The sequence below is a fragment of the Pediococcus acidilactici genome (genome assembly GCF_016127815.1).
Taxonomy (GTDB): domain Bacteria; phylum Bacillota; class Bacilli; order Lactobacillales; family Lactobacillaceae; genus Pediococcus; species Pediococcus acidilactici.
This window is the reverse complement of sequence record NZ_CP066046.1, coordinates 1,921,287-1,946,170: the sequence shown is the minus strand read 5'-3', so window position 1 is coordinate 1,946,170 and position 24,884 is coordinate 1,921,287. Positions and strand designations below refer to the sequence as shown.

The window sequence follows — 24,884 nt, the reverse complement described above, 5'->3', positions numbered from 1 at the left end:
GATACACCAGATTCAGGAAAGTCGGATACTAAAATTGCAAATTAAGCTGCTTTTCCGATTACACCTAGTGCAGATAGTACAACTGCCACGATAATTACGATAAAGATTGCCTTGGTAGAAGTCATCCGTTTCTTACCGAGCATCCAGTAGATTGCACCAACAATTAATGCAGGAACTAGCTTCGGCATGATCATGTCAATCTTATCTTGGAAGTTAACCGTCATCTTTCCTAAGTGCGCCACGAGGGTAACTTGGGTGTTAACCATGGTAGCTGCTAAGGCCCCCACAACGTAAACCCCTAGAAGGGTTGCTGCGTCAGTCAATGCGTTTAATTGGCCTTGCATTTCGTTAACCAAGCTAACCCCTTGTTTGTAAGCAAACTTCAATTGAATCCACCGGAACCACATGATGACGAAGTTAACCAGCATTCATAAGATTGCGCCAAAGGCATTTCCTTGAACCGCCATATTCGCGGCAATCGCACCCATAATTGCGGGAACGAGGGCTGCGAAAATCGAGTCCCCAATTGCGGCGAACGGACCCATTAAACCAGCCTTGATACCAGCAACGGTTTCGAGCGAGTCGACCCCTTCTTTTTCTTCCAAAGCCATATCGATCCCTTCGATAATGGTGTTAAAGAAGTTACTGGTGTTGAAGAATTGGTTTTGCATCTTCATCATTTTTTTCAATTCGGGAGTATGGTCACCATACATCTTCCGCAATTGCGGCAAGATTAGGTACAGGTATGATGAACCTTGCATCCGTTCGTAGTTCCATCCAACTTGGTTGAAAAGAATGTTCCGGATGTTCATTTGTTTGAAGTCTTTATCGTTTAGTTTATAAGTTACTTTATTTTTAGAGTTCGTCGCCATGAATCTCACCATCCTGTTCATCTAAATCTGTCGCGTTATCAGCTGACTTCGGTGCTGCAGCAACCATATTTTGTTCCTTTACCGAACGGTTGTATTGCATTGCTGCAAGTGCAAATCCAATCAAGGCAATTCCCAACATTGGTAAGTTTGCAAATACGGTAGTGAACTTAGCATTCATGCCCGCAATGGTCGTTCCCAAAGTAGAAATGTTGGTGTAAAGAGTTGAAAGCATTGCAGTAATTACGAAACCTAAAATGAGGTATGGCCAATGTTTCTTAACTGGTAGGTAACGAAGCAAGATTGCGAAACCAACTGCTGGAAGTAATGCGCCGGCGGTTGCCAAACCGTTACTTAACCATGAAAGGTTGGTGTTCATGTAATCAACGGCTGTCCGTACGAACGGGCCACCAAATGCAAGTGCTAAGAATACTGGGATACCACGTGATAACGTCCATGGAAGGTAACCATAGAGGAAGTTCCGTTCAATTCCCTTATAGTTTTCTTCGTCGATCATCTTATCAATTCTGTGCTGGAAGAAGGTGTTCGCAAACCGTGCGAGAATATCGGTTTGAATCATCAAACTAGCTACCGGAACCCCTAAAGCTGCTACGGCAACTTCCGCTTTCATCCCGGTACCAATCGCAAACGCGGTTGCCAAAACAGTTCCGGAGTTGGCGTCAATCTTGGAAGCGCCACCAAAAGTTCCGACACCTAAAACGGTTAATTGTAAACTACCACCGATTAACAAACCAGTTTTTAAATCGCCCATTACTAAACCAGCGACGATCCCAGCCCAAATTGGTTGGCTCAAACTGGTTTGAACGGTCAATTCATCCATGATTTGCCACATTGAATAAATTGTTAATATAATAACTTGCCAAATTGCAATACCTGAACCCATGAGAATCCCTCCTTATTTAATTAGTTTTTTGGTTTAAATTTCTTGAGAATTTCCATAAAGTCGTTCGCTTGGTCACCGGGAACCATTTGTTGAGTAAGCTTAATTCCCTTTTCGTGCAACGCGTTGAATGCATCCACGTCTTCTTGCACAACGTTAATGGAGTTAGTCAATTGGGTAGTTTCGTCAGTTTGGGACATGTTACCCACGTTAACGGCTTCAAGCTTTACCCCATCGTTAACTAAATCTAACAAAATTTGTGGGCGTTTAACCACGATGAATACCTTTTGGGAATCATAACCGCCCCGGTTAATATGGTCAGCCGCCACCTTTTCAGGAAGCACACTTAAATCTACTCCTGCCGGACGCGCTAATTTTAATCCCGCCTTTTCAATGTCACTAGCTGCAACTTGATCGTCAATTACCATAATCCGTGTAACGCCTAATTTGGTAGTCCACAAGTTTGCAACTTGGCCGTGAATTAAACGTCCGTCAATTCGTACTGCTGTAATTGCCATCCTACTCACTCCTTCATTTTTTAAAACTCCGCTAATAAAATTACTGTTTCTAAGCCCTTGAGGCGGTACGGAATGGTCAACATCCCGTTTGAATCCGGTGAAACGGTAACCTCCATACTCTGTAACTGCGCACCTTCGTGGAAGTAGAGCTTCCAGTGTTGGTTCGCCTTTGCGTTAGTAAGGTGTAACTGAATTTGCGCTTGGTCATCGATCGTAAAGTTTGATAAAACCATTTGGTCGGCAACGGCCGTTAGTTTCGTCCCTGGCATCTCAATGACGTAATCCAAGTCCGTGATCTGATTTAAAATCCGTTTGAATAATTTCTCTTTAATTGAATAATATTGCGATTCCCAACCGTATTTTGGATCAGTGTTCATTGGTAAAATTAGGGTACGCTGGTTCACTAACGCCATCGCCGGCCCTAATTTCTTGGCGTTTTCGTTGTACGCGTTTGAAATTATTTGCACCGGCGCAGCTGGTTCATAATCAACTTGATAGTAGTCCCCAGTGTGCTGGAGCATCGTTACCCGCGGATTTTGAATTCCGTCGATGATCATCCCATCAATTTGCTCATACGATTGATAACCGGTTCGTGCTTTTTTCAGTTCCACTTGGTTGGCGCAAACTAATTCACCTAGCCCCCGATCAATTAAGATCTGGACGCTTGGACCATCAATTAGCACCACGTTGTTTTCGAGTAATTCGGTAATCTGCCGGTCAGTTAAATTGTTGAAGAACTGTCCGCTAACGGCCAGTACCTCATCCGTAAAATGACTTTGTAACGTCCACTTTTCGGGTTTGCAAGCAATCCCTAAAGTTCCCAAAAGTTCCAACCAAGAATACTCTTGGGGTAGTAATTCTTCAGGGTTCTTACCGACCGCGGTTTTAAGGTTAAAGACCGCGTCCGGAGAAAAGAGGACCTTTACTCCTGCTAAATGGTTTTGCTTCAGGCGATGTTGCATACCTAAATTCATTAAGGGTTTGGATTCCGCTAAAAGACGCGCGTAGTCATACGTTTCGTCAATCCCGTTACCCATCATGTCAAACAAGTTCAGTAAAATCCCGGAAGCCCCCACCATTTGAGTGCTTTCGATTTGCAGTTTTGTAAACGCTTTAGATTTAACGAACGGGGAATACATGTAACTTTCCAATTCGGGGTAAATATCGGAATTTTCGCCAACCAATTCGGTGGTAACTCGGGTAAATCGTTCAAATGCTCGCGAATATTTCAAGGGAGAGATTTCATTATACGCTGGCAAATGCGGACGACTTACTCGAGGATGTCCATCAGCAAGGTTGTCTAATAAACCGTCCCAATCTCGTCCTTCCACGGCGTGCCATTCCGGAAACGAGCTCATCAAACCAAGACGAGTAGCTGGAGAAACTTGGTGAACTGCCGCCGCGATTTTGGCAGCCACCCGTTTCATTTCAGCACGCGCTACGCTAAGATAAACAATTCGTTCAGGAGTGGGTTCGCCAGGTTGCAACATTTTTGCGACAAAAGCTTCTCGACTAATGGGCTTTTCCAACATCTCGTTGTAAAGCGCCATGTGTCGGTCACAAAAACACGCTAACTTAATTGGCGTGTGATTGTAATGACGAAAATCATCTTCTAGCCACAACTCTTTAGGCTTTAGCTTCGCATACTCCGCATAGATCGCGGTGATGTAATTCACCCAACGATCATCTTGCGGACACGCAATCGAAGCTGAGGCGTGCCCCAAGTAGTCGACCATCGTATCAAAGCCGAGCTCTGGGGGGACGCGGTGGCCCCGATCACTGTGCATCAAAGTCGTCCAAGGATTTAGACTGGTCGTGATGCCCATTTTCGCCAAACGTTCCGCAACTGACTTAATCGTTGGCAACCAATGTTCCCGCACTTGGGCGAGCGTTGGATGTCCTTGGTTAAGTTCTTCAGGGTTAATGAAAAATACCACGTTATCAATTTGCCCCTGTTTACAAAAATCAATTAACTTCGCTTCTTTTACGGTGTCCCAATTGTAGGGATCAATCGCAAATCTTAATGAATATTGGTATGTTTTTGCCATTAGCTTTATCCATTCAATTTAGCATTTACGTCAACAACGCCGTTCTGTGCCTCACTAATCAATGATTGTTTGTCAACATCCATTCCCATCATTACTTGGTTTGCAAATCCAATCACCATTGGTAGATTTAACCCGCTAACCACTTCTAAATCTGGGTACTTAGCCATCAAGCGTACCACGACGTTTGATGGAGTTCCGCCGAGCAAATCAACCGCAACCATGGTCTTGTCCTGATTAGGGTTGTCATTGATAAACTCTTCGGCAGCTTTTTGTAAATCTTCCGGACCTTGGTTAGGTTGTAAACCAATCGCCTTCATGTTATCAATATGGCCTAAAATCATTTCTGCGCTTTTCAGCGTTTCGATCGCCATATTTCCGTGACTCATCAACAGTAATCTCATAAAACGTTCCTCCACATCCTCGAATTTTGTAACCGCTTGCTGTATCCGCTTACAAAATTCAGTAAAATAAATGGCTGAATTCCTCAGCTCCAATTCATATTATGACTGGTTGGTACCAGTATGTCAAACCTTATCCAACCCGGGTAAACCTTGATATCAAGGCATTTTATGCGGGGAAGAGCTTTGGTATAGTCCACGATTTAGCGAAATTAGCCCGATATTACGGCTTCTGTCCTCTAAATCAAAAAAAGCGGTTTTAAAACGTTTTACCATCAATTTTTTCTTTAAAAGACAACAAAATTCATCCTAAAAGTAAATTAAATTAGGTGCATTTAACATATATTCGCTCAGTCGCGCGATGATTTTTAAATTTAGGAGTTTATTTTGACCCAAAAAAATCCGTAATTACTTTTTGTAAACGATTTCTTTATGATAGGATTAGTATTGGAAGGGTTTTATATGTTTTGAACCTAAGACGTGCATAATCAACAATTAAGAAGGGGAGCAAATCAACATGAAATTTTCCGTAACTAGTGAGGCAGCCCAGTGGTTTATCAAGGAATTGGATTTAAAACCAGGTGGCGCAGTCAAGATATTCACCAAAATTTACGGGGGAATCCCAACGGTTTATCCAAGCTTTTTCTTAGGGATTGCACCCGGAAATAAAGACGATGAATCAACCGCCAAGACCGTCGTAGATGACATCACCTTTTATATTGAATCGGGAAACGAATGGATTGTCGACAATCACGACTTGACCGTGGAATATAACGGTCAGGATGTCGACTATCGTTTTTCAGATTAAGTATGCGCAAGCCCATTTTTCGGACCGCTAATCGAACTAAAAATGCTTCTCAAGAATTTCTTAATTCCTTGAGAAGCATTTTTTAATCAATTTATTTTGAAATATTAAATCAGCTCTTGCGTAGTTAAGTCTACGACAAACGGGCTGACTGGGTCACCAATTTCATTAAACAGTGTCAAAGTCGGTGCATTACTATACCCGTAGCGAGCTTGGGTAGTTCCTAGTGGAAAATGAACTCTCAGGTCAGTTCCTTTAATTTCTGCCGGGACCGCCTGCCATTTTTGCTGAACATACCCTTCGATTAAAGGTGGCTGGGTGGCATGTAACTCCTTAACATACCAAAAGTGAAAACAGGTTTGTTCCGCTTCTAAGCTCAGCCAGCCTAGTTGCGGAGTTGCTTGATAGTCCTTTCCCGCTAAGATACGACCTATTCGTTGGCCCGCCGCCATTTTAGCCGTGGGATGGGGATTATAATACTCCCCCGTATCCGCAATTGAAATCAAGTAAGTATCGGCAAGTCTTTGTGCCACTTTAAGTTGCTGCTGGCGGATTTTTGCCCACGCGTGACGGTTTACGTCCGCATATTTTGGCAGTTGCACTACGTATACCGGTAAAGAAACGTCCGCCAAAGTTGCCCGCCAATCGTTAATTAAGGTCTGCAAGAGTCGATCGTAAATTTCAGGTTGATCTGCATCAGTTTCGCCTTGGTACCAGACCAGCTGGCTGAACCGGAAATGCCGAATCTTTCTTACCATTGCGTTAAACAGCGCCCCGGGTCGCAAATAGCTGTCCGGCGTCTTTGGCGGCGGCCAGGGCGTCTGCCCCACAATGTTCAGCGCTTCGCCAATCGGAACCTCCGGATTGTTTTTCATAAAGTTATACATTAATCGATTATGCCGTTTAACGGTTTGGTGATAACGTTCGATGTCTGCCTTAAAGTCCGCATCCGTAATCTTTTCAATGTGGCTTAAGAAGGGCTCCACCACCCGCTTTGCCAGTAGCTTGTCTTTGCGTAAAGATGTTTCCGACACCCAGGTTCCTGCTGAAGCACCGTCCCTGGTACAACAAACGATCCCTACCGGCATTTTCGGATCTTGTCGGGCCATTTCTTGGGCAGCGTAATAACCCACCGCCGAAACGTGTCCCAGGTTAGATTTCTTTACTTGGTGCCAATGGGTGGCACGGGATTGATATTCCTTAACCTCCCCATCTTCGTAAACAAAAGCCGGTTGAGGGACGTTGTAATAGGTGATGGGGGTTGCGGGAATTGACGTTTGGGCTTCCGTAAAATTTTGGTCTTGCGACATGCGAAAGCCCACGTTAGACTGTCCGGCAATCAACAAAACTTGACCAAACCGAACGTTTTCTAACTTCAATTGATGATTTTGAACTTCAATTTTAACTTCAAATGAAGTTCGATAATCGGTAAAAGGTCGGAATTGACAATCCCACGTGCCATCTTTTCTAACAATTGCCCGCGCAACTTGAGTACCGATGGTGGTTTTAACTGTCGCTCCTGCAGTAGCTAATCCACTAATTTGAAATGGTTTGCCAAAGGGCAGAATCATATTATCAGAAAATATTTGATCTACTTGTAACTGATAATCCTGCATGTAAAATCCTCACTTAACTATTTTTTAGCAAGGTAAAGGGCGCTGGCGTTGTTACCATTGCCGCGCCCCTCCTTGTTATTTAAATTCAATTGAATACGTGAATGTCTGGGTTTCCTGCGGTTCTAGGAGATTGTTACCCTTTTTATTCTTCCAGTCGGTAGGCTCTTCAGCAGCTTGATCTGGCAAGCCCGCAAACGGTTCAATGCATAAAAATGGCTCCGCACGGTTCTCCATTGTCCATAAGGTAAGGTATGGGAAGTCTTTGAAGTTCAATTTAACTTCATGCGCAGTTTGTGTTGAACCTAAAACGACGCTATCAATTTTCTTCGCATCTAAAATAATTAAACCATCGTTAAACATTTCATGATTTAAAGCTAATTCGCTGTTTTTAATGGCTTCCCAAGGAGCTTTCTTTCCATCACGGAATGGTACTGGGTTAACCCCTAAACGCTGAATTTGTTTTTGGTGCGGACTAAAAGTTAAATGGTAGTTTTCAAAAATACCGTCGTTATCTATTGGAACGTTAAATGCGGGATGTGCGCCTAAAACGTAAGGCATCCGCCGTTCGTCATGATTAATAACGTAGTAAGTAGTTAACAGCTGGTGATCCTTTAACTCGTATTCTACTTGAAGCGTAAAATCAAACGGAAACATTCGTTTTGTTTGTTCATTGGCCTTCAATTCTAATTTTGCTGTCGTTTCACTTTGCGAAACCTTTTGCCAATCAAAATCCCGGGCAAAGCCATGTTGCGGCATTGAATAGATTTGTCCTTCCAATGCATAACTATCTTGGTTAGACTTACCAATTGCTGGAAACAGAATCGGGGCATGACGTTGCCAAGCTTGACCATTCCAAATGTAGTCGTATCCACTCGGTTGGTCAATCACGTGCGTCAGCTGAGCACCCATGTTATCAATTTCGACCGTTAAGTAACGGTTCTTCAATTTAATCATCTAATTTACACCCTTTCTTTTGGTTTCCTCCACTATTAGCATGATTCATTTTCAAGTAAATGTAAAGGCTTTCTTGATTATTAAATCAACTATTTTAACGAATGGTTACCTAATACCTAACCTTTAGAAATGCCTGGGAAACTGATATGATAGAAACGTTGGAAATTTTTCCACCGATGGCACTTCCCCGTACTCCGGGTTCCTTTGGTCATCGTCATTTAGTAACTAATTAAGTTATAAAGGAGAATATTTATGTCAACTAAAATGAACGTCCGTGAGATTGTAATATCAGCAATTGTAGCTGCTCTATACGTCGCCATTACCTTTGTTTTTTCAGCAGTTAGTTTCGGCCCGCTTCAATTTCGGGTTGCTGAGATTTTAAATTGTTTGGTGGTTTATGATCGCCGTTATATTTGGGGAGTTTCTTTGGGAGTATTAATTGCTAACCTACAATCTTCTCTAGGGATTATTGACATTACGTGGGGAACTTTAACCACCCTCATCACCCTGAGCGTTGTAATCATCGCCATCCGAAAATTAACTGACAACCGGGTTAAGTTGGCTCTTACCGTTATCATTACGACCATTTTAATGGGCTTCTTGGTTGCCTTAGAACTCACCTATATTTTAAAAGTTCCCTTTTTCTACACTTGGGGAACGGTTAGTTTAGGTGAATTTGGGGTAATGTTCATTGGGGCCTTTGTGATGTACGCTCTAGGAAAAAGTATTGATCTTTCACTTAATAAACGTAGTTAATTAAAAAATTTAGGTAATAAAAAACGAAGTGTCCTCAGTTCAGGATCCTTCGTTTTTTTGGTGTTAGATTGTTGGGGAAGGGCAAAGCTAACGTAGTCGAAACGGGTTCTGTAACCCAACTCCCTCCGGCTAACCAAATTAAGGCATCAATCGCAAAAAACACGATTATCTTACAATTCTCTGCAGCATAGACCAAACGAGCTCCAGCCGCCAATCTTCTCCGGTTAATCAAATTTGGGCCTCAATCGCTTAAACCGCGATTAAGGCCCAAATCCAATTAATCCTCAAAAATTACCCGGCGGCTTCCGCTCTCTACTTAACTACCACCTTACCCATCATTTTTTGGCTTTCTACCAATTGGTGGGCCTTCTTTATGTTTTCTACGTTCATTGGGTGGAGTTCCTTTGTCATCGTTGACTTTAATTTTCCTTCATTCAACAATTTAGCAATCTTTTCTAGATTTTCGTGCTGGGACACGAGGTCTTCCGTTCCATAATAAGATTTCGCAAACATCCATTCCCACGCGAAAGTTACGCTTTTCCTCTTTAAATCGGTTAAGTTTACCGGCTTTTTCGTTGAAGTAATCGAAGCGATTCGGCCACCTGGCTTAATCAATTCCACCATTGCTTCCCACTGTGCGTCAATGTTATGCAATTCCAAAATGTAATCCACGTGCTGAACCCCTAAATTACGAACTTCCGTAACTAAATCTTTGCGATGGTTAACCGTTTGATCCGCACCGTGATCCAAACACCACTGAATCGTTTCTGGACGCGATGCCGAAGCAATCACGCGTAAACCTGCCAAATGTGCAAGCTGCGTTGCCACTGAACCTACACCGCCCGCGCCATTAATGATCAAGAGGGTTTTTCCCGCATTTTTCTTTAGGTCCTCTGGATCAATCTGAAGTTGTTCAAACAACGCTTCCCACGCCGTCAGGGACGTAAGCGGCATGGCTGCTGCATGGACATCATCCATTTGTTGGGGAGCGTGCCCGACAATTCGTTCATCGACCAATTGATACTCGCTGTCACTACCCGCTCGTTTAAACGAACCAGCATAAAAAACTCGGTCGCCATTTTCAAACAAAGTGACTTCCTCACCTTTGGATACCACCGTACCAACCGCATCAAAACCTAATACCCGCGGTTCTTGCAACGGTTCGGATTGCCCCTTTCGTACTGCTATATCGATAGGGTTTACCGAAACGGCGCTCACCTTAACCAATAAATCGTGCCCGCTTGGTTCAGGACGGTCAGTGGTAAACTCTACCAAACTATCCGCTTCCTCAATTGGTAACGATTCTTTAAAGCCGATTGCCCACATTTTTTCACTCATAAAGTTCAGCCTCCTCTTTTTACGTAGAATATATGCTTATTTGGTTTAAAAGTAAACAAATTGTTCTCCCTCGCTAACCATTAAAAAACCGTCCCCCTTCGCCCTACTTTGGGCTCTGAGAAACGGTTTAATCAGATTGGTATTTGTCCCCTTAGGACATTTTTAGCTTAACTAAATGTGAATTGGCAAACCAGCAGCCACTTCAGCAGCATCCATGATTTCTTCACCAAGGGTTGGATGTGGGTGAATCGTCAATTCGATATCTCGAATGGTGATTCCATTTTCAATCGCTAAGGTTAATTCAGAAATCAAGTCTGATGCTTCTGGACCAACAATTTGGGCACCAATAATCGCACCAGTAGGGTTGTCAGTAACTAAACGAATGAAACCTTCCGTCTGGTCCATCGTCATTGCCCGACCACTTGCGGCAAATGGGAACTTGCTAGATTTAGCATCCAGTTTCTTTTCCGCAACCGTTTGTGGGGTTTCCCCAACCGTCGCTACTTCGATATTAGTGTACGCAACTGCAGGAATCACGTAATGCTTGTCGTGTGCGTCTTCACCGCTCATTGCTGCTGCAGCAACTTTTGCTTCATAGCTAGCTTTATGCGCCAACGCAGGCCCCGCAACTACGTCTCCAATTGCGTAAATGTGTTTTACTGAAGTTTGCATAGAGTCGCTAACTTCAATCAAACCACGTTTGTCCAGCTTAACGTCCGTATTATTCAAGCCGATTTGGTCGGTATTTGGTCGGCGTCCAACTGATACCAGGCAGTAATCTCCGGTAACTTTTTTAGTAGTTCCGTCAACTTCGTAAGTAACGGTAACGTCTTTATCAGTTTGGTTAGCTTCCACTGCAGTCGCTTCCGTGATAATGTCTACGCCGTTCTTCTTGAAGTTGTTCAAAACTGGTTGAATCAACTCGCCATCGAAACCATTCAAAATGTGGTCAAGACCTTCAATAATGGTGATCTTAGAACCGAGGTTCATGTAAGCGCCAGCTAATTCTGCACCGATTACCCCACCACCAATGATGATGAGATGTTCGGGAACGCTCTTCAAGTTTAATGCACCTGTCGAATCAATAACCCGACCACTAAACTTAAAGTGTGGAATTTCTACTGGGCGTGAGCCAGTTGCAATCAAGGCTTTCTTGAAGCGATAGATGTGCGAATCGTCTCCGTCAATTACGTTAACCGTTTCGTTATCGTTGAAGTACGCTTCCCCACGCACAATTTCTACCTTGTGCTTCTTTAACAACATTTCAACTCCACCAGTTAGTTTTTCAACTACTTGGTGTTGTTTCCAGTCTTGAGTTTTTGCAAAATCGAGCTTGGATTCACCCACGGTAACCCCGAACGGATTGCCGTGTTGCAAAGTTGCGTATAAATGTCCTGCTTGAATCAAAGCTTTTGATGGGATACAACCCACGTTTAAGCAAATTCCGCCAATAAAGTCGCGTTCCACAATGACTACTTTTTGGCCTAATTCAGCTGCCCGAATTGCGGCAACGTAGCCACCAGGGCCTGAACCAATAATTAACGTATCAACATCGATTGCTTGTGTGCCAACAACCATGACTACACCTCCATAAGCATGTAGGCAGGGTTACCTAAGAGTGCCTTCAGCTCGTTCATAATTTTTTGTGCTAGAGCACCGTCGATTAAACGGTGGTCGAAGCTAAGTGATAGTTTCAAGGTATTACCAACTGCTAATTCACCATCTTCGTTAACAATTGGGGTCTTGCGAATGCGGCCAATTCCAAGAATTGAGCTTTCACCTGGGTTAGTGATTGGGGTAAAGAAGCCGCTGCCGCTTTCAGAACCAATGTTAGAAATTGTAACGGTTCCGCCTTGTAATTCAGCAGGCTTCAATTTGCCATCCCGGCCCCGGATTGCCAAGTCATCAATTTCTTGAGCAACTTGCATAATTGACTTCGAAGCAGTGTTCTTAACGTTTGGTACAAAAAGTCCTTGATCAGTATCTACAGCAAAGCCCACGTTAGTTTCTTCGTAGTAGACGATTTCTTGGGTTTCGTCATCAATTGTTGCACTCAATTCTGGGTACTTACGTGCTGCTGCCGCCAATGCTTTGGCAACAAATGGCATGTAAGTTAGCTTGTAACCCTTTGCCTTAGTTTGTTCCTTGAATTGATCACGGAGTTCCATTAACTTGGATACTTCAACTTCGTCCATAATCGTTACATGTGGAACAGTTTGAACACGTTGGGTTAAGTTCCGTGAAATTGCCTTACGGATTGGTGAAAGTGGTACTCGACCAGCCTTAACTGGGGCTGGTTTTGCAGGAGCTGGTTTTGGAGCTTCTGCGGCTGGAGCAGCACTAGGAGCTGGTGCGGCATTTTCAGCAGCCTTTGGAGCAGCTGGGGCAGCACCGCCACTAAAGTTCTTCACGTCTGCCATGGTAATGTGACCATGACGACCCGTTGCAGGAACTTGCATTAAGTCAATGTCGTGTTTCCGTGCGTATTCACGAACCGAAGGCATTGCCAAAACTTGGCCATTAGAAGCCACTGCCGTTCCAACTTTAGTAGGTTCATCATTATTAGCTGGTGCGGCATTTTCCTTAGCAGGAGCTGCACTTGTTGCTGGAGCAGCGTTTCCACTACCAGCACCGCTACCGTCACCGTTAAATTCGATGAGCGGTTCGCCAACCTTAACCACGGTTCCCGCGTCAACGAATAACTTAGTAACCTTTCCAGAATATGGTGAAAGGATTTCTTGCATTAACTTGTCGTTTTGTACTTCGGCAACTGGATCGTCTTCCTTAACTTCGTCGCCAACTTTAACTAACCAGTTCGCAATTTCGCCTTCTGCCATACCTTCACCAATGTCGGGCATGTTGAAGATTTCTGCATCGCCGCTAGGGGCATTGTCGCTGCCCTTGTCAGCTGCTGGAGCAGCATCGGCAGCATTATCCTTGCTGTCGTCACCACCGCCAGTTCCGTCGCCATCAAATTCGATGAGCGGTTCGCCAACCTTAACTACGGTTCCCGCATCTACAAATAGTTTAGTAACCTTTCCGGAATATGGTGAAAGGATTTCTTGCAATAATTTATCATTTTGAACTTCAGCCACCGCGTCGTCGGCTTTGACATCATCGCCTACTTTTACCAACCAGTTGGCAATTTCGCCTTCTGCCATACCTTCGCCGATGTCTGGCATTTTAAATATTTCAGTCAAAGTTTACGACCTCCTTGATCTTATCAATTACATCGTCTTCTTTTGGTAACCATTCGTTTTCAGCTAACGCAAATGGGTAAACTGAATCCGGAGCGGCTACCCGACCAATTGGAGCATCTAAACTCATAATGAAACGTTCACTAATTTCACTCATTACCATTGCTCCAATACCAGCTTGACGTTGTGCTTCTTGAGCAACTACCACCCGACCAGTCTTTTCGATACTCTTGCCAATTGTGTCAAGGTCGAGTGGGCTTACGGTCCGTAGGTCGATTACTTCAACGTCAATGCCTTCTTTAGCAAGGTCTTCTGCAGCCGCTAGACTGGTGTGTACCATGCCGCCATAGGTAACAACGGTAACGTCTTTACCTTCACGTACTACGTTTGCTTTATCGAGAGGGGTGGTGTAGTAACCTTCTGGAACTTCGCCACGAATTGAACGGTACAAACGTAAGTTTTCGAGGAAGATTACCGGATCGTCACTTTCAATTGAAGAAAGCAATAATCCCTTCGCATCTGCTGGGGTTGCCGGCATAACTACTCGTAATCCAGGAGTCTGTGCCATTAATCCTTCTAGAGAATCCGCATGCATTTCAGGGGTCTTAGTTCCTCCACCGTATGGCGAGCGAACTACGATTGGGAATTTACGAGTGCCGTGGAAACGGAACCGTCCCCGAGCCATTTGTCCAGCAATGGAGTCCATTACTTCGTAAACGAACCCGAAGAATTGGATTTCCATGATGGGACGGTAATCTTGGGTGGTCAATCCAATTGCTAAACCACCAATTCCACTTTCTGCTAATGGAGTGTTGAATACTCGATCTTCACCGTACTTTTCTTGAAGACCATCGGTAGCTCTAAATACACCACCATTTTTACCAACATCTTCACCAAAAATTATAACGTTTTCATCATTAGCAAGCGCCAAGTCTTGAGCTTCTGTAATCGCTTGGATATATGTTTTTTTAGCCATGATTACTTGCCCTCCCCTCTAAATTTGTTGATCTGATCTTGCGCTGCTTGTCCCGGAACTTCTAAGGTTTGTTCAATGAAGTCTGAGATCTTTTGCTTAGCAATGCCATCAGCTTGTTTTACTGCGTCATCAATTTGTGAGTTAACAATGTCTGCCCAGTCGTTTTCAATGTCTTCTGACCATAAGTCACGATCAGTAAGGTACTTACGGAAACGAATCAATGGTTCACGCTTAGTCCAGTTATCAATGTCTTCTTGAGTCCGGTAACGGAGTGGATCATCACCTGACATTGAGTGCGGTCCTAAACGGTTAGTGATGGTTTCAATGAAGACTGGTCCATTGCCATCTACAGCCCACTTACGAGCTTCTTTAGCTGCAAGGTACATCGCAATTGGGTCCATTCCATCAACTACGAAACTTGGCAAACCAGCTGCCCAACCTTTAGCTGCAAGGTGTGGTGCTTTAGTTTGTACGCTACGTGGGGTGGAGATTGCGTATCCGTTATTTTGTGCGAAGAAAACTGCTGGAGCGTGGTAAGCGCCGGCAAAGTTCATTCCTTCGTAGAAGTCACCTTGTGAAGTACCACCATCACCAGTATATGCGTAAGCAACGTTTGGTTTATTACGTTTCTTCAAACCTAAAGCTGCGCCGGCTGCTTCAACATATTGGGCACCAATAATGATTTGTGGGAACCATCCGTTAACGTCTTCGAATTCGTTACCTTCGAAATGACCACGAGACCACAAAAATGCTTTATAAATTGGCCAGCCCTTCATAATCAGTTGTGGAATGTCACGGTAACCAGGGAATAACCAGTCACCCTTTTCAAAGGCATAGTTTGAAGCGATTTGGGAAGCTTCTTCACCAATGGTTGGTGCATAGAAACCTAACCGTCCTTGTTTGGACAATTTTGATGAACGTTCGTGCAAGATCCGGCTGAATACCATTTGCTTCATGAGTTCAACCATTTGGTCATCACTTAATCCCGCTCTCTTAAGGGCGTCTTCATCTACGATTTCGCCATCGTTGTTCAAGACTTGGAGCATTGGAAAGCTTTGGTCTTGATCTTCCATTTGAAGGTCGAAATCTAAAATCTTTTTATTGTCATCTTTTATAGCCATAACTACCCCTCCTAGGCTTCAAATAATTGTGTTAATTCATCGACGCTGATGGTACCAAAGTACTGCTGATCCTGGTTTTTCTCAAAGACCGGTCTGATTTGATCCGCTTCAAACGGCAAACCAATGAACTGATCTTTGATGTCCCGCCAGTCACGCAGCATCAAGAAATCTCCGGTAAAGTTAATATCTTGAATGACACCACCCTCAACTTGAACCTGGACTTCAATGATCCCGCCATCGTACTTCGCGTGATTCTTAAAATTAAAGTTCGGCGATTGACCATAGTTCCAGTCCCAAGTTGAGAATTGATCTGCAGTCAACCGAATAATTTCTTGTTTTTGCTCAGGAGTCAACAGAATCTCGGAATCGCGTCCGTGATCGGTCAACTCGTATTGCACGGCTTCCCAGAAGTCTTGCAAAGTCAATCCTTCTGGGGCAGCTTCCTTAATCATCCCGACACGGCTGCGTACTGACTTAGCAGCTTTCGAAATAAATTTTTCATCCGCCACGTTCAGTGCCCGCACCATCGTGTCGACGTTGCTATCGAATAGTAACGTTCCGTGGTGCATTAAGTAGCCCTTTGCGTAACGCTGGGCCACGCCTGAAATCTTCTTGCCATTAACTACTAAGTCGTTGCGTCCCGTAGCTTCTGCTGGAATTCCCAAGTTATGTAACGCCTTCAAAACTGGCTCAGAAAATTGCTTAAAGTCCGTATTAGCTGATGAATCCAGTGGTACAAATAATGTAAAGTTTAGATTACCTAAATCGTGATAAACTGCCCCACCTCCAGTAACTCGCCGAACAACTTCAATTTGATGTTGATCGATAAATTCTTGGTTAACTTCACCAAATGTATTTTGGTTTTTTCCTACAATGACAGCATTATTATTTTGCCAAAGCGCGAATATTGGTTCATCTGCATGAAGGTTATTCAAGATCCATGTATCAGTTGCGATATTCGTGTAAGCATCTGTCCCCAAATATGTGACATAGCGCACAATGTAAACCCCCTCGCGTCGCCTTTGTAAGCGGTTTCTGTTACAACCCCATAATAACACACATTTGCTATTTTGTGGACGATTTTTCAGAATTAAAGTGTTTAAATAGCAAGGTTTGTTCCATGATTTCAACTTTTTATGGTGTACAAATATAGATTGGTATATACACTATTTCGATAAAAAAGACCTAGGATTCACTAACTCAATCCTAGGTCGAGGGTCTTAATCGCGGTTTTCTTCTGCTTGAATTCTTGCCACTTGTTCACTGATTTTCAAGAATGGTAGGTATAAGAAAACGCCAATAATAATCACAATTAATTGCAGGATAACCGAACGCCAATCTCCGGCAGTCGATAAATAAGGACCGATTAACGGTGGAGTAGTCCAAGGAACTAACACGACCGTCCGGCTTACCCAACCCCACAAAGTTGCAAAGTATCCAATCAAACTACCAATGGTGGGGAACAACACGAACGGAACGATCATTGGAAGGTTGAAAACGATTGGAAATCCAAAGATCATCGGTTCGTTGATGTTAAAAATCCCGGGTGCCAACGACAATCCGGCAATTTGCCGTGATGATTTCACTTTACTGAAAATTAGAATTGCAATAATCAATGCAATGGTGCTTCCTGAACCACCGACTAAAGTATAGTTGCTAACAAAAGAAGTGGTGATGATGTTGGGAATCTCTTGATGATGCGCATAAGCCGTCATGTTTTCGTTCATATTAACCAACACCAACGGATCCAATAAGGTTCCTGAGAGAACGGTTTGGTGAATTCCTAAACCAAACAGGAAGTTAGCTAAGGTGTAGATTACACAATATCCGACAATGCTGGTGTTAAAGCCCCGCAATGGTTCTTGAATCCAAGTTTTAATTAAATTAATTAGGTCAGCATTGAAAAATCCAGCTAGCAGTGCAGCGATAATTGCAAAAAATGACATCAATAAAATTGCTGGAAGTAAAACACTGAATGACGCCGCTACTGCTGGGGGCACGTTTTCGCCTAAATGAATCTGAAGCCGTTTAACTGACGCTAGCTTAATGAAAATTCCCGTCGCAATTAAACCAACGAAAATTCCGCCAAACATTCCTTGGGTCCCGGTATTTAAGTAACTCAATCCACCGGTAACGGTTGCCATTTTCGCACCGCCCGACGCTACCGTCCCCAGTTGAATGCTGTTCGGCATTAGGATAAAAATGCTGGCTAACGACATGGCTGCCGCAGCAATTGGATTATTGAAACCTTTATTTTTAGCCAGCATATAGCCAATCATCGGGGCAACTAAAATTCCAGCTACGTTTAAAGTTCCGTTAACAATCGCGTTACCGACAACTTGGAACTTCGCTAGCAGGTCTCCCTTCAAAAACCAAGTAAACACTACGTTGTTTAGCAAAACTCCGATGCCGGCCACGATAAACATTGGCAGAATAACTGCGAAAGCATCCCGCAAGGACCGTAAGTAAACCCAATTGCCGACCTTTACCGAAATTTCCGTAAATTTGGCAATGAACTTTGAATTCTGCATTCGATCATTGATTGATCCGCTTTTCGAATCGCCCATAAAAATCCCTCCCGTTAAAAATTTCTAATCTAAATCAGCACCATTAGACTTGATAACTTTTGCAAACCAGTAGTAACTCTTTTTAGGCACGCGTTTAAGGTCGCGGAGCTCGTGATTGCCCCGGTTAACGTAAACCATTCCGTAACGTTTTTCCATATTGCCTGCTGAACTTGGAATGTCGATCAGTCCCCATCCCAGATAACCTAGCACCGCTACTCCATCGTCATTTACCGCCGCCATTAGCGCTCGTAAATGATCACGGTGGTAGGCAATTCGGTAATCGTCTTGAATCATTTGTCCATGAAATTCTTCCCGATGCCCGATTCCATTTTCAATCGGAAACATCGGAATCCCGTAGGCGTTATAAGTCTTCGTCAAAACGTCGCGGAAGCCTAGCGGGTCGATATTCCAGCCCCATTCCGTTGCTGTGAGATGGGGATTTGCTACCGCGCCGTAATCTAAGTACCGGTTGGGCATAGTGCCTGCTGGAATCTTGGTCGCATCTACCACGTTACTTGCGTAGTAGCTGAAGGCAATGAAGTCGCTCTTTAATTTGGCGAATTCTTGCCGATCTTGATCCGTAAAATCAATATCGAAATGGTGCCGTTCAATATAGGTGGATACTTCCGTTGAATAGTGGCCGTTAACCCAAACGTCCAATAAATTGCGATTCAAATATTCATCAATTTGCCGCGCAGCAAAGACGTCTTCCGGCAAACTGCTGTTTGGGTAAGTCTCCACAAACGCCAGCATTCCGCCAATTTTAGCATCACTGTGTTCGTGCAGGTAATTTGCAACCTGAACATGAGCCGTCATTACGTGATGCGCAATCCTTTGCAATTCTTCATCGGTGCGGTCGCCATTTAAATAACCAGCAATCCGAAAGGCCTCCGTTTGTGAATATAGGTTCTGCTCATTAAACGTAATCCATAACTTAACCCGGTCGCTGAACCGGTCAACCATTTCCTTACCAAAGCGAACAAAAGCATTCACCACGTGGCGACTCAAAAAGCCGTTATATTGTTTTGCCAAGTGCAACGGCATGTCAAAATGATACAGACAGATCATCGGCTGAATGCCCCGTTTTAACAACGCGTTGATTAAATTATCATAATAGCGAATCCCCTCTTCATTGAATTCTCCGTCGCCTTGCGGATTTACCCGGCTCCAAGAAATCTGAAAACGATAGCAGTTCATCCCCTGCTGAGCCATCAAATCCAAATCTTCTCCATAATGATGGTAATTATCAATTGCCACGTCCCAATCCGAAGTTTCTGCGGTTGCTTTATACGTGTCGTAAACGGACGGTCCCTTACCGCCCTCATGTGCACCTCCTTCCGTCTGCATACTGGATGTTGAATTTCCCCATAAAAAATCATCGGGTAACTTTGCTTGCACAATTATGACCACCTTTCTTTTGTATCCGTTTTCATTATAATCACCATTTTTATAAAAGTAAATTCTTTTATTATAAAAGTATATACTTTTATCAATTTGTGAATACCATTAAGATGGGCTAAAATTAACGGTGATTAAGGATGGTGTCAGATAAATGTATAAATACGAGAAAATTTCGCAAACTTTGCGCAAAAAAATTATGAACCACGAATTGCAGCCGGGAGTCATGTTGCCAGACCAAAATCAATTGGCAAAAGAATTTAACACCACCCGCATCACGATTAGCAAAGCAATTCAGATTTTAATCATTGAAGGACTAGTTTATAGTAAACGCGGGGCGGGGACGTTCGTTCGAAAAGACGTGCAATTTAACAATGATTTCAATACAGACGTTGACAAGCCGTTGGGAACGACCATGACCCACCCTAATAAAAAGGTCACTAGCAAACACATTCATTTAACCGCCCGGATCGCTACCAAGGATGAGCAGGAACATTTACTGCTGGAAGACGGGGAGACCGTCTACGTAATTAAGCGAACCCGATTGATTGATGGCAAACCGTTCAGCTACGAACAAACGATTATGCCAACTAAAATTGCGACCATCACTAAGGAAATTCTTCAAAAATCGGTTTACGAATATTTACAAAAAGAGCACCATTTAGAGTTTGCCGGATCCCATCGCCAAATCATGGCTCGTAAAGTTTCGGATGAAGACGTTCATTTTCTGGGAGAAAAGAAGGGGGATCCCATTTTAGTAATTAGTCAGGTCAACTATTTAGTTGACGGCACCCCTTTTGAATACTCCGAATCACATTTTCCGTACCAAAACAGCGTAGTGTCGGCGGATATAAAATTAGAACACTAATAAGTTTTAGGGCCGCGCAACTTTGCCTTTGTAGCAAATTTTCGTTTAGAACTAAAAATGGGAGCTTTCAGATCAAAATTCTGAAAGCTCCCATTTTTAATATTTTATTGTTGCGATGAATTCGTTGATTCACTTTGTCCATTAACAATGTTTTGAAAACCGCTAATTAATTGCGCATTTTCCGTTACCTTAAAGTTAACTCCGTCGCTAGCTGCTTGAGAGGTAACTAACACTTCTGGAGTTTGTTGGTGGAAAGTGAACAAGTACAGGTATTGGGTGCCGGCATAAGCTGCGACCACTTGATAATCGCTGTCGTCTTTTTTGTTAGTCGTCCATTTCATCGTCACTGGTTGTTGGTTTACGTAAACCGTCCCCGTTGACAAATAATCGGGAAGCGTGACGCCTTGGAAGGTTACCGAGCTACCTGAATTAGTTCCGGTATACGATTGCCCCATCGTCTGTTGCCAATCACTAATGAACGCCGCCAATTTTGCATCCTGTTTCTTTGTCCAAAGCTTATCTTTGCTTGATTTATGTTTATGTTTTTTTGTCGTTGCCTTTTTAGCGGACGACGAGCCTTCTTCAACGTCAATCACCTTAGTGCTGCTAGATTGCCGTGCCGTGGTGTGTTCAGGTTCCACGTGGTTAGGATAGAAAAATTTATATCCGCCTAAAATGACCAATAGTGCCACAATGACCCACACAACCGGATTGACCGGCCAACGGGAGCCCTTTTTCATGTGTTTCATCTAATCACCTCATTTCCATTTATTATACAGGAAGCTAGCCTTTCGTGGGAGACCACGCCTAAAATACTCTTTAAATTGGTGCTATGTATACAAAAAGGGGTCGGAAAATCCCGACCCCTCTCTGCGATTAAATTATCTTTCAACTTCTTGAAGCTTTTGGTTGTCATCTAATTGCGACTTGTTTTCCAAATGATGCTTTTGCAATTGGTTCATACTGAACCATAGCAATGCCAAAGCAATCACTGCAAACAAGAGCAACGCGCCCATTGCTTGTTCAAAGGTACCGTCGCCGAGACCAGACGTAATTGCCTGACGGAACGATAAGATTGAGTAAGTCAATGGCAAGAACGGATGAATTACGTTGTAGAAGTGGTTAGTTACTTCCATTGGGAAGGTACCACCTGATCCACCTAATTGAAGCATCAGGAGAATCATCGCTACAAACCGTCCTGGGTTGTCGAAGGCCATCGACAAGAACATGACGATGTACATCGACGCTAACGAAATCATAATCGCGGTCATATAGAATTGACCAACGTGATCTACGTGAATACCAGCAATCATCATGATTGTGGTTTCAACCAACGCCATTCCTAGAGCGACTACCGTACCAACGGAAACCTTACTCAAGAACCATTGGGTTGGAGTACCACCGCGTTCGGAAACCTTCCGAATTGGGTAAGCAAAGTTGAAGACGATTGCCCCAACGTAAAGTGCTAGTGAAAGTACGTATGGTGCTAACGCATGTCCGTAGTTTGGTACGTAACTATAGTTAGTGTGTTTCATCTTCGTTGGTGCCGCAAACATTTCGGCCGTCTTGTTGGTAAGCGGCACGCTGTTAACTTGTTTTGCACCATCAGCTAACTTGCTTGATAATTCGCCATTGCCGGCGCTAATTTGCTTAGTAGCGTCTAACAAGGCACCTGAGTTAGCGTCTAGTTCAGCAGCTCCAGTGTTCAACTGGTTAACTCCGTCGATCAACGTTCCGGTACTGCTGTTAAGAGTTTGGATACCAGTGTTCAATTGGTGACCACCATTATCAAGTTGCGCAACGCCAGAAACTAACGCTGGCACTTGACCATTTAAGGTGTTCAAACCGCCAGTAACTTGAGAAGAACCGGCTGCCAATTGGTTACCACCGTTAGCAAGTAGGCTAACGCCGCTTACTAAGGTTGGCATTTGTGAACTTGCGGCACTAATACCGTTGCTTAATTGGTTAATTCCACCAGCTAAAGCACCTGTACCAGCACTGATTTGGTTGCTACCAGCAGCTAACTGACCAATCTTGGATTGGAGAGTTGGGGTTTGCTTGTCTAGCATTGCCAAGCTTGAGCTCAATTCTTGAGAACCGCTAACTAACTTCTTAACGTCCTTCGAATTCTTGTTAGTTTGACTTGCAAGGCTCTTAGCACCACTGTCTAATTGAGCAACACCATCAGTTAATTCAGAAGCTGAACCGGCAAATTCGCCGACCTTACCAGCTACCGTGTTTGAACCAGATGAAAGTTTTTGTAAGTTAGTTGTGACTTCTTGTGAACCAGCAGCTAATTTCTTCAAAGTTGCTGCCAGTTGTTTCATGTCATCACTGTTGCCAGTTAATTCGTTTGCGCCAGCTGCCAACTTCTGGAAGGAAGCTGTTAACGACGTCACTTGCTTATTGATTTCAGCTTGTTTGTTAGCTAAATCATTCAACTTCGTTACTTGACCTTGAACGTCAGTAATCTTCTTTTGAATTGATGCAATCTTATTTGTATCTACAGTTTGCGAAGTAGTCTTATTTTGGCTACCGTTAGCAACGCCAGCTAAGGCATTCTTCGCTTTAGCTGCATCTTCTGCACTTAATCCTGCACCGTCAATTTTAGAATTAATGGTTGCTTGAGAAACGCCACCGCTAGTGCTTGTCGTAGTTTTACTTGAGTTTGCCAAGCTTCCTACTTCAGACTTAATTTCTGAAAGTTGATTATTGATGGATTGTGCGGCATTGCCACCATTTGTTTGTCCAGCAGTTGCCTTATTCAACGCAACTAATTGTGTTTGAATAGAAGCCATTTGTTGCTTCAAAGCAGCCGCTTGTTTACTAATGTCCTTTGCACTTACTTGATCAGCAACTTGGCCAAGCCCAGTTGAGATCTTGCCGTTAGCATCGGCTAATTGTTTGGAACTCTTCGCAATGTCTGCAATTCCGTTGTGCAAAGCGTTGATGCTATTTGGCATATCCTTAGTGTCGTTAGCTAATTTAGCTACGCCACCTTGTAATTGGCCTGCACCAGCCGATACACCGTCTGTATATTGCTTAACTCCAGCACTTAAAGCACCCGCACCACTTGACAATTGCTTGATGCCGCCAACCAATTGACCAGTTTTTGCGTTAAGTTCTTGTACGCCATCGTTAAGTTGGTAAACCCCGTTGACGTATTGGGGAACCTTAACCTTCAACTGTAAAGCACCGTTGTTTAGTTGTGAAACTCCGGTAACGAGCGCACCGCTCTTTTGTTGCAACTCGTTCAATCCCTTACTCAAGGCAACCGCACCGGTGGTTACTTGACCAGAACCATTTGCCAATTGGGAAACTCCTGAAGACAATGCCCCAGTTTTTCCGTTCAATTGATCTAAACCATTGGTCAATTGGCTAGAACCATCTGCTAATTGAGCAACGCCCGCTTGCAATGGTTTAACTGAAACGGCCATCGTAGCAATCCCGTCGTGTAGTTGGGAAACTCCTGCCGTGTAGGTCTTGGTACCGTCATTTAATTGAACCGCACCATCCTTAAGTTTCTTAGCTCCGTCAGAAGCTTGCTTGAAACCTTTTCCGGCAGTCTTAACTTGGTCAAACATTGCCGTAGCATAGGACTTCGTAACTTGTTCCCGCACTTCGGAATTAAGCTTTTCAGTACCCACGTCACTGATAACTTTACCAATGTAGTTCAACGAAGCGTTCGTTGAATACTTCAGCTGCATCTTCTTAGGATTTTTATCCGTAACCGTTGCGGCGTTAGCTGAGAAGTCCTTCGGGATCGTAACTACCGTGTAGTACTTCTTATCCTTCATTCCTTCTTTAGCCTTTTTAGCCGATACAAAGTGCCATCCCAATTGATGGTTATGCTTTAAGTTATCGACCATTTCATCACCGACCGCAAGTCGTTGGCCTTGGTACTTAACGGGTTGATCTAAGTTAACGACTGCGACTGGTAAATTTTTCGTATCCCCATATGGATCCCATACCGATTTCAAGAAGAAAATACTATATAGGAAAGGAATGAAAATAATTGCCAGCACGGAGATTAAAATTAACTTATTATTTCTAATAAATTTCCACTCTTTGCGAACCATGCTTTTCCCCTTCTCAACAATAATTTTTTAATATTCGATCCAATGAATGAACAATCAGACTATCCCGACTTAATTAAATAACTTCTTATCGTTCCGCAAAATATCAACCAACTTTTGCACTTGATCGAGAGCCTGTCCGATCGTTAATTGATAGATGTTGCTAGTACCTTTTTTTCTAACCGAAACTAACTTTAAATCTTTTAATTGCTTTAAATGATGCGATACTGCGGGCTGGGAAAGACCAATAATCTTCGTCAATTCCCCAACCGTTAAGCCTTTTTCACTTTCCCCTAAAGTAATCATAATTTGCTGGCGCCGCTCGTCGGAAAGCGCGTCTAGCAAGGGGATATTCTTCTTAAAAGCTGCGAGTGCCTTGCTATGCTCCACCATCAGGTCGTCCTCCATTCAAACATTCGAATATTTAAATACAGGAGGTATTTTACCGCGAATTATATTTTAATTCAACCTTTAAGTT

At 43.5% G+C, this 24,884-nt stretch carries 20 protein-coding genes and 1 pseudogene; 3 read left to right on the top strand and 18 right to left on the bottom strand.

Annotation, left to right across the window (positions count from 1 at the left end):
- Positions 1 to 41: 41 nt before the first annotated feature.
- From I6H64_RS09465 to I6H64_RS09445, 5 genes and pseudogenes are all read right to left on the bottom strand, one after another.
- A pseudogene (locus I6H64_RS09465) lies at positions 42 to 872 on the bottom strand (PTS system mannose/fructose/sorbose family transporter subunit IID).
- Positions 856 to 1,773, bottom strand: a complete 918-nt coding sequence (locus I6H64_RS09460; RefSeq protein ID WP_008841552.1) for a PTS mannose/fructose/sorbose/N-acetylgalactosamine transporter subunit IIC — start codon at positions 1,771 to 1,773, stop codon at positions 856 to 858. Before I6H64_RS09460 ends, I6H64_RS09465 begins: the two are co-directional and overlap by 17 nt.
- A 20-nt stretch (positions 1,774 to 1,793) precedes the next feature.
- Positions 1,794 to 2,288, bottom strand: coding sequence for a PTS sugar transporter subunit IIB (locus I6H64_RS09455; protein ID WP_008841551.1), 495 nt, complete (start codon positions 2,286 to 2,288; stop codon positions 1,794 to 1,796).
- A gap of 20 nt (positions 2,289 to 2,308) precedes the next feature.
- Complete coding sequence (locus I6H64_RS09450; protein WP_008841550.1) at positions 2,309 to 4,336, bottom strand: hypothetical protein; 2,028 nt, start codon at positions 4,334 to 4,336, stop codon at positions 2,309 to 2,311.
- A gap of 5 nt (positions 4,337 to 4,341) precedes the next feature.
- Positions 4,342 to 4,737: a PTS sugar transporter subunit IIA gene (locus tag I6H64_RS09445; RefSeq protein ID WP_002829452.1), complete on the bottom strand. Its 396-nt coding sequence runs from the start codon at positions 4,735 to 4,737 to the stop codon at positions 4,342 to 4,344.
- A gap of 514 nt (positions 4,738 to 5,251) precedes the next feature.
- On the opposite strand from I6H64_RS09445, the gene I6H64_RS09440 reads away from it, so the two are divergent.
- Positions 5,252 to 5,542 (top strand): HesB/YadR/YfhF family protein, encoded by a 291-nt coding sequence (locus tag I6H64_RS09440; protein ID WP_004166336.1) that lies wholly within the window; start codon positions 5,252 to 5,254, stop codon positions 5,540 to 5,542.
- 104 nt (positions 5,543 to 5,646) lie between these two features.
- Here I6H64_RS09440 and I6H64_RS09435 read toward each other — a convergent pair whose 3' ends face one another.
- Positions 5,647 to 7,155, bottom strand: coding sequence for a sialate O-acetylesterase (locus I6H64_RS09435; RefSeq protein ID WP_008841548.1), 1,509 nt, complete (start codon positions 7,153 to 7,155; stop codon positions 5,647 to 5,649).
- 75 nt (positions 7,156 to 7,230) lie between these two features.
- Complete coding sequence (locus I6H64_RS09430; RefSeq protein ID WP_008841547.1) at positions 7,231 to 8,109, bottom strand: aldose 1-epimerase family protein; 879 nt, start codon at positions 8,107 to 8,109, stop codon at positions 7,231 to 7,233.
- A gap of 252 nt (positions 8,110 to 8,361) precedes the next feature.
- Between I6H64_RS09430 and I6H64_RS09425 the strand changes: the two genes are divergently transcribed.
- The gene (locus I6H64_RS09425) at positions 8,362 to 8,865 is read left to right on the top strand and encodes a QueT transporter family protein (RefSeq protein ID WP_008841546.1); all 504 of its coding nucleotides are present in this window, start codon (positions 8,362 to 8,364) and stop codon (positions 8,863 to 8,865) included.
- 312 nt (positions 8,866 to 9,177) lie between these two features.
- Here I6H64_RS09425 and I6H64_RS09420 read toward each other — a convergent pair whose 3' ends face one another.
- From I6H64_RS09420 to I6H64_RS09385, 8 genes are all read right to left on the bottom strand, one after another.
- Positions 9,178 to 10,203, bottom strand: a complete 1,026-nt coding sequence (locus I6H64_RS09420) for a zinc-binding alcohol dehydrogenase family protein (RefSeq protein ID WP_008841544.1) — start codon at positions 10,201 to 10,203, stop codon at positions 9,178 to 9,180.
- Between the two features lie 171 nt (positions 10,204 to 10,374).
- The gene (lpdA, locus tag I6H64_RS09415; protein WP_002829442.1) at positions 10,375 to 11,781 is read right to left on the bottom strand and encodes a dihydrolipoyl dehydrogenase; all 1,407 of its coding nucleotides are present in this window, start codon (positions 11,779 to 11,781) and stop codon (positions 10,375 to 10,377) included.
- Between the two features lie 2 nt (positions 11,782 to 11,783).
- Positions 11,784 to 13,403, bottom strand: a complete 1,620-nt coding sequence (locus tag I6H64_RS09410; RefSeq protein WP_005918495.1) for a 2-oxo acid dehydrogenase subunit E2 — start codon at positions 13,401 to 13,403, stop codon at positions 11,784 to 11,786.
- Positions 13,396 to 14,376, bottom strand: coding sequence for an alpha-ketoacid dehydrogenase subunit beta (locus tag I6H64_RS09405; RefSeq protein WP_002829439.1), 981 nt, complete (start codon positions 14,374 to 14,376; stop codon positions 13,396 to 13,398). The genes I6H64_RS09410 and I6H64_RS09405 overlap by 8 nt, the downstream gene beginning before the upstream one ends.
- Before the next feature lie 2 nt (positions 14,377 to 14,378).
- On the bottom strand, positions 14,379 to 15,497 hold the full coding sequence (locus I6H64_RS09400) for a thiamine pyrophosphate-dependent dehydrogenase E1 component subunit alpha (RefSeq protein WP_002829438.1): 1,119 nt from the start codon (positions 15,495 to 15,497) through the stop codon (positions 14,379 to 14,381).
- An 11-nt stretch (positions 15,498 to 15,508) separates the two neighbouring features.
- On the bottom strand, positions 15,509 to 16,495 hold the full coding sequence (locus I6H64_RS09395) for a lipoate--protein ligase (RefSeq protein ID WP_002829437.1): 987 nt from the start codon (positions 16,493 to 16,495) through the stop codon (positions 15,509 to 15,511).
- 222 nt (positions 16,496 to 16,717) lie between these two features.
- On the bottom strand, positions 16,718 to 18,064 hold the full coding sequence (locus I6H64_RS09390) for a PTS sugar transporter subunit IIC (protein ID WP_002832577.1): 1,347 nt from the start codon (positions 18,062 to 18,064) through the stop codon (positions 16,718 to 16,720).
- Positions 18,065 to 18,088: 24 nt separating this feature from the next.
- Positions 18,089 to 19,462, bottom strand: a complete 1,374-nt coding sequence (locus I6H64_RS09385) for a glycoside hydrolase family 1 protein (RefSeq protein WP_008841541.1) — start codon at positions 19,460 to 19,462, stop codon at positions 18,089 to 18,091.
- Positions 19,463 to 19,616: 154 nt separating this feature from the next.
- Here I6H64_RS09385 and I6H64_RS09380 point away from each other — a divergent pair, with 154 nt between their 5' ends.
- Positions 19,617 to 20,330, top strand: coding sequence for a GntR family transcriptional regulator (locus I6H64_RS09380; protein ID WP_002832579.1), 714 nt, complete (start codon positions 19,617 to 19,619; stop codon positions 20,328 to 20,330).
- Positions 20,331 to 20,434: 104 nt separating this feature from the next.
- Here the strand turns inward: I6H64_RS09380 and I6H64_RS09375 are convergent, their stop codons facing one another.
- The 3 genes from I6H64_RS09375 to I6H64_RS09365 all read right to left on the bottom strand — a co-directional run bounded on the left by I6H64_RS09375 (position 20,435) and on the right by I6H64_RS09365 (position 24,799).
- The gene (locus I6H64_RS09375; protein ID WP_008841540.1) at positions 20,435 to 21,079 is read right to left on the bottom strand and encodes a DUF4767 domain-containing protein; all 645 of its coding nucleotides are present in this window, start codon (positions 21,077 to 21,079) and stop codon (positions 20,435 to 20,437) included.
- Between the two features lie 132 nt (positions 21,080 to 21,211).
- A complete protein-coding gene (locus I6H64_RS09370; protein ID WP_056985133.1) occupies positions 21,212 to 24,409 on the bottom strand; it encodes a YhgE/Pip family protein in 3,198 nt (1,065 codons plus the stop codon).
- Positions 24,410 to 24,478: 69 nt separating this feature from the next.
- Entirely contained in the window at positions 24,479 to 24,799 is a 321-nt protein-coding gene (locus tag I6H64_RS09365; RefSeq protein WP_002829430.1) for an ArsR/SmtB family transcription factor, read from the bottom strand.
- Positions 24,800 to 24,884 lie beyond the last annotated feature (85 nt).

Bases quoted from the DNA above. Each gene is read 5' to 3' on its own strand.
- I6H64_RS09460 (WP_008841552.1), bottom strand. From the start codon at position 1,773: ATGGGTTCAGGTATTGCAATTTGGCAAGTTATTATATTAACAATTTAT.
- I6H64_RS09455 (WP_008841551.1), bottom strand. From the start codon at position 2,288: ATGGCAATTACAGCAGTACGAATTGACGGACGTTTAATTCACGGCCAA.
- I6H64_RS09450 (WP_008841550.1), bottom strand. From the start codon at position 4,336: ATGGCAAAAACATACCAATATTCATTAAGATTTGCGATTGATCCCTAC.
- I6H64_RS09445 (WP_002829452.1), bottom strand. From the start codon at position 4,737: ATGAGATTACTGTTGATGAGTCACGGAAATATGGCGATCGAAACGCTG.
- I6H64_RS09440 (WP_004166336.1), top strand. From the start codon at position 5,252: ATGAAATTTTCCGTAACTAGTGAGGCAGCCCAGTGGTTTATCAAGGAA.
- I6H64_RS09435 (WP_008841548.1), bottom strand. From the start codon at position 7,155: ATGCAGGATTATCAGTTACAAGTAGATCAAATATTTTCTGATAATATG.
- I6H64_RS09430 (WP_008841547.1), bottom strand. From the start codon at position 8,109: ATGATTAAATTGAAGAACCGTTACTTAACGGTCGAAATTGATAACATG.
- I6H64_RS09425 (WP_008841546.1), top strand. From the start codon at position 8,362: ATGTCAACTAAAATGAACGTCCGTGAGATTGTAATATCAGCAATTGTA.
- I6H64_RS09420 (WP_008841544.1), bottom strand. From the start codon at position 10,203: ATGAGTGAAAAAATGTGGGCAATCGGCTTTAAAGAATCGTTACCAATT.
- lpdA (WP_002829442.1), bottom strand. From the start codon at position 11,781: ATGGTTGTTGGCACACAAGCAATCGATGTTGATACGTTAATTATTGGT.
- I6H64_RS09405 (WP_002829439.1), bottom strand. From the start codon at position 14,376: ATGGCTAAAAAAACATATATCCAAGCGATTACAGAAGCTCAAGACTTG.
- I6H64_RS09400 (WP_002829438.1), bottom strand. From the start codon at position 15,497: ATGGCTATAAAAGATGACAATAAAAAGATTTTAGATTTCGACCTTCAA.
- I6H64_RS09390 (WP_002832577.1), bottom strand. From the start codon at position 18,064: ATGGGCGATTCGAAAAGCGGATCAATCAATGATCGAATGCAGAATTCA.
- I6H64_RS09380 (WP_002832579.1), top strand. From the start codon at position 19,617: ATGTATAAATACGAGAAAATTTCGCAAACTTTGCGCAAAAAAATTATG.
- I6H64_RS09375 (WP_008841540.1), bottom strand. From the start codon at position 21,079: ATGAAACACATGAAAAAGGGCTCCCGTTGGCCGGTCAATCCGGTTGTG.
- I6H64_RS09370 (WP_056985133.1), bottom strand. From the start codon at position 24,409: ATGGTTCGCAAAGAGTGGAAATTTATTAGAAATAATAAGTTAATTTTA.
- I6H64_RS09365 (WP_002829430.1), bottom strand. From the start codon at position 24,799: ATGGTGGAGCATAGCAAGGCACTCGCAGCTTTTAAGAAGAATATCCCC.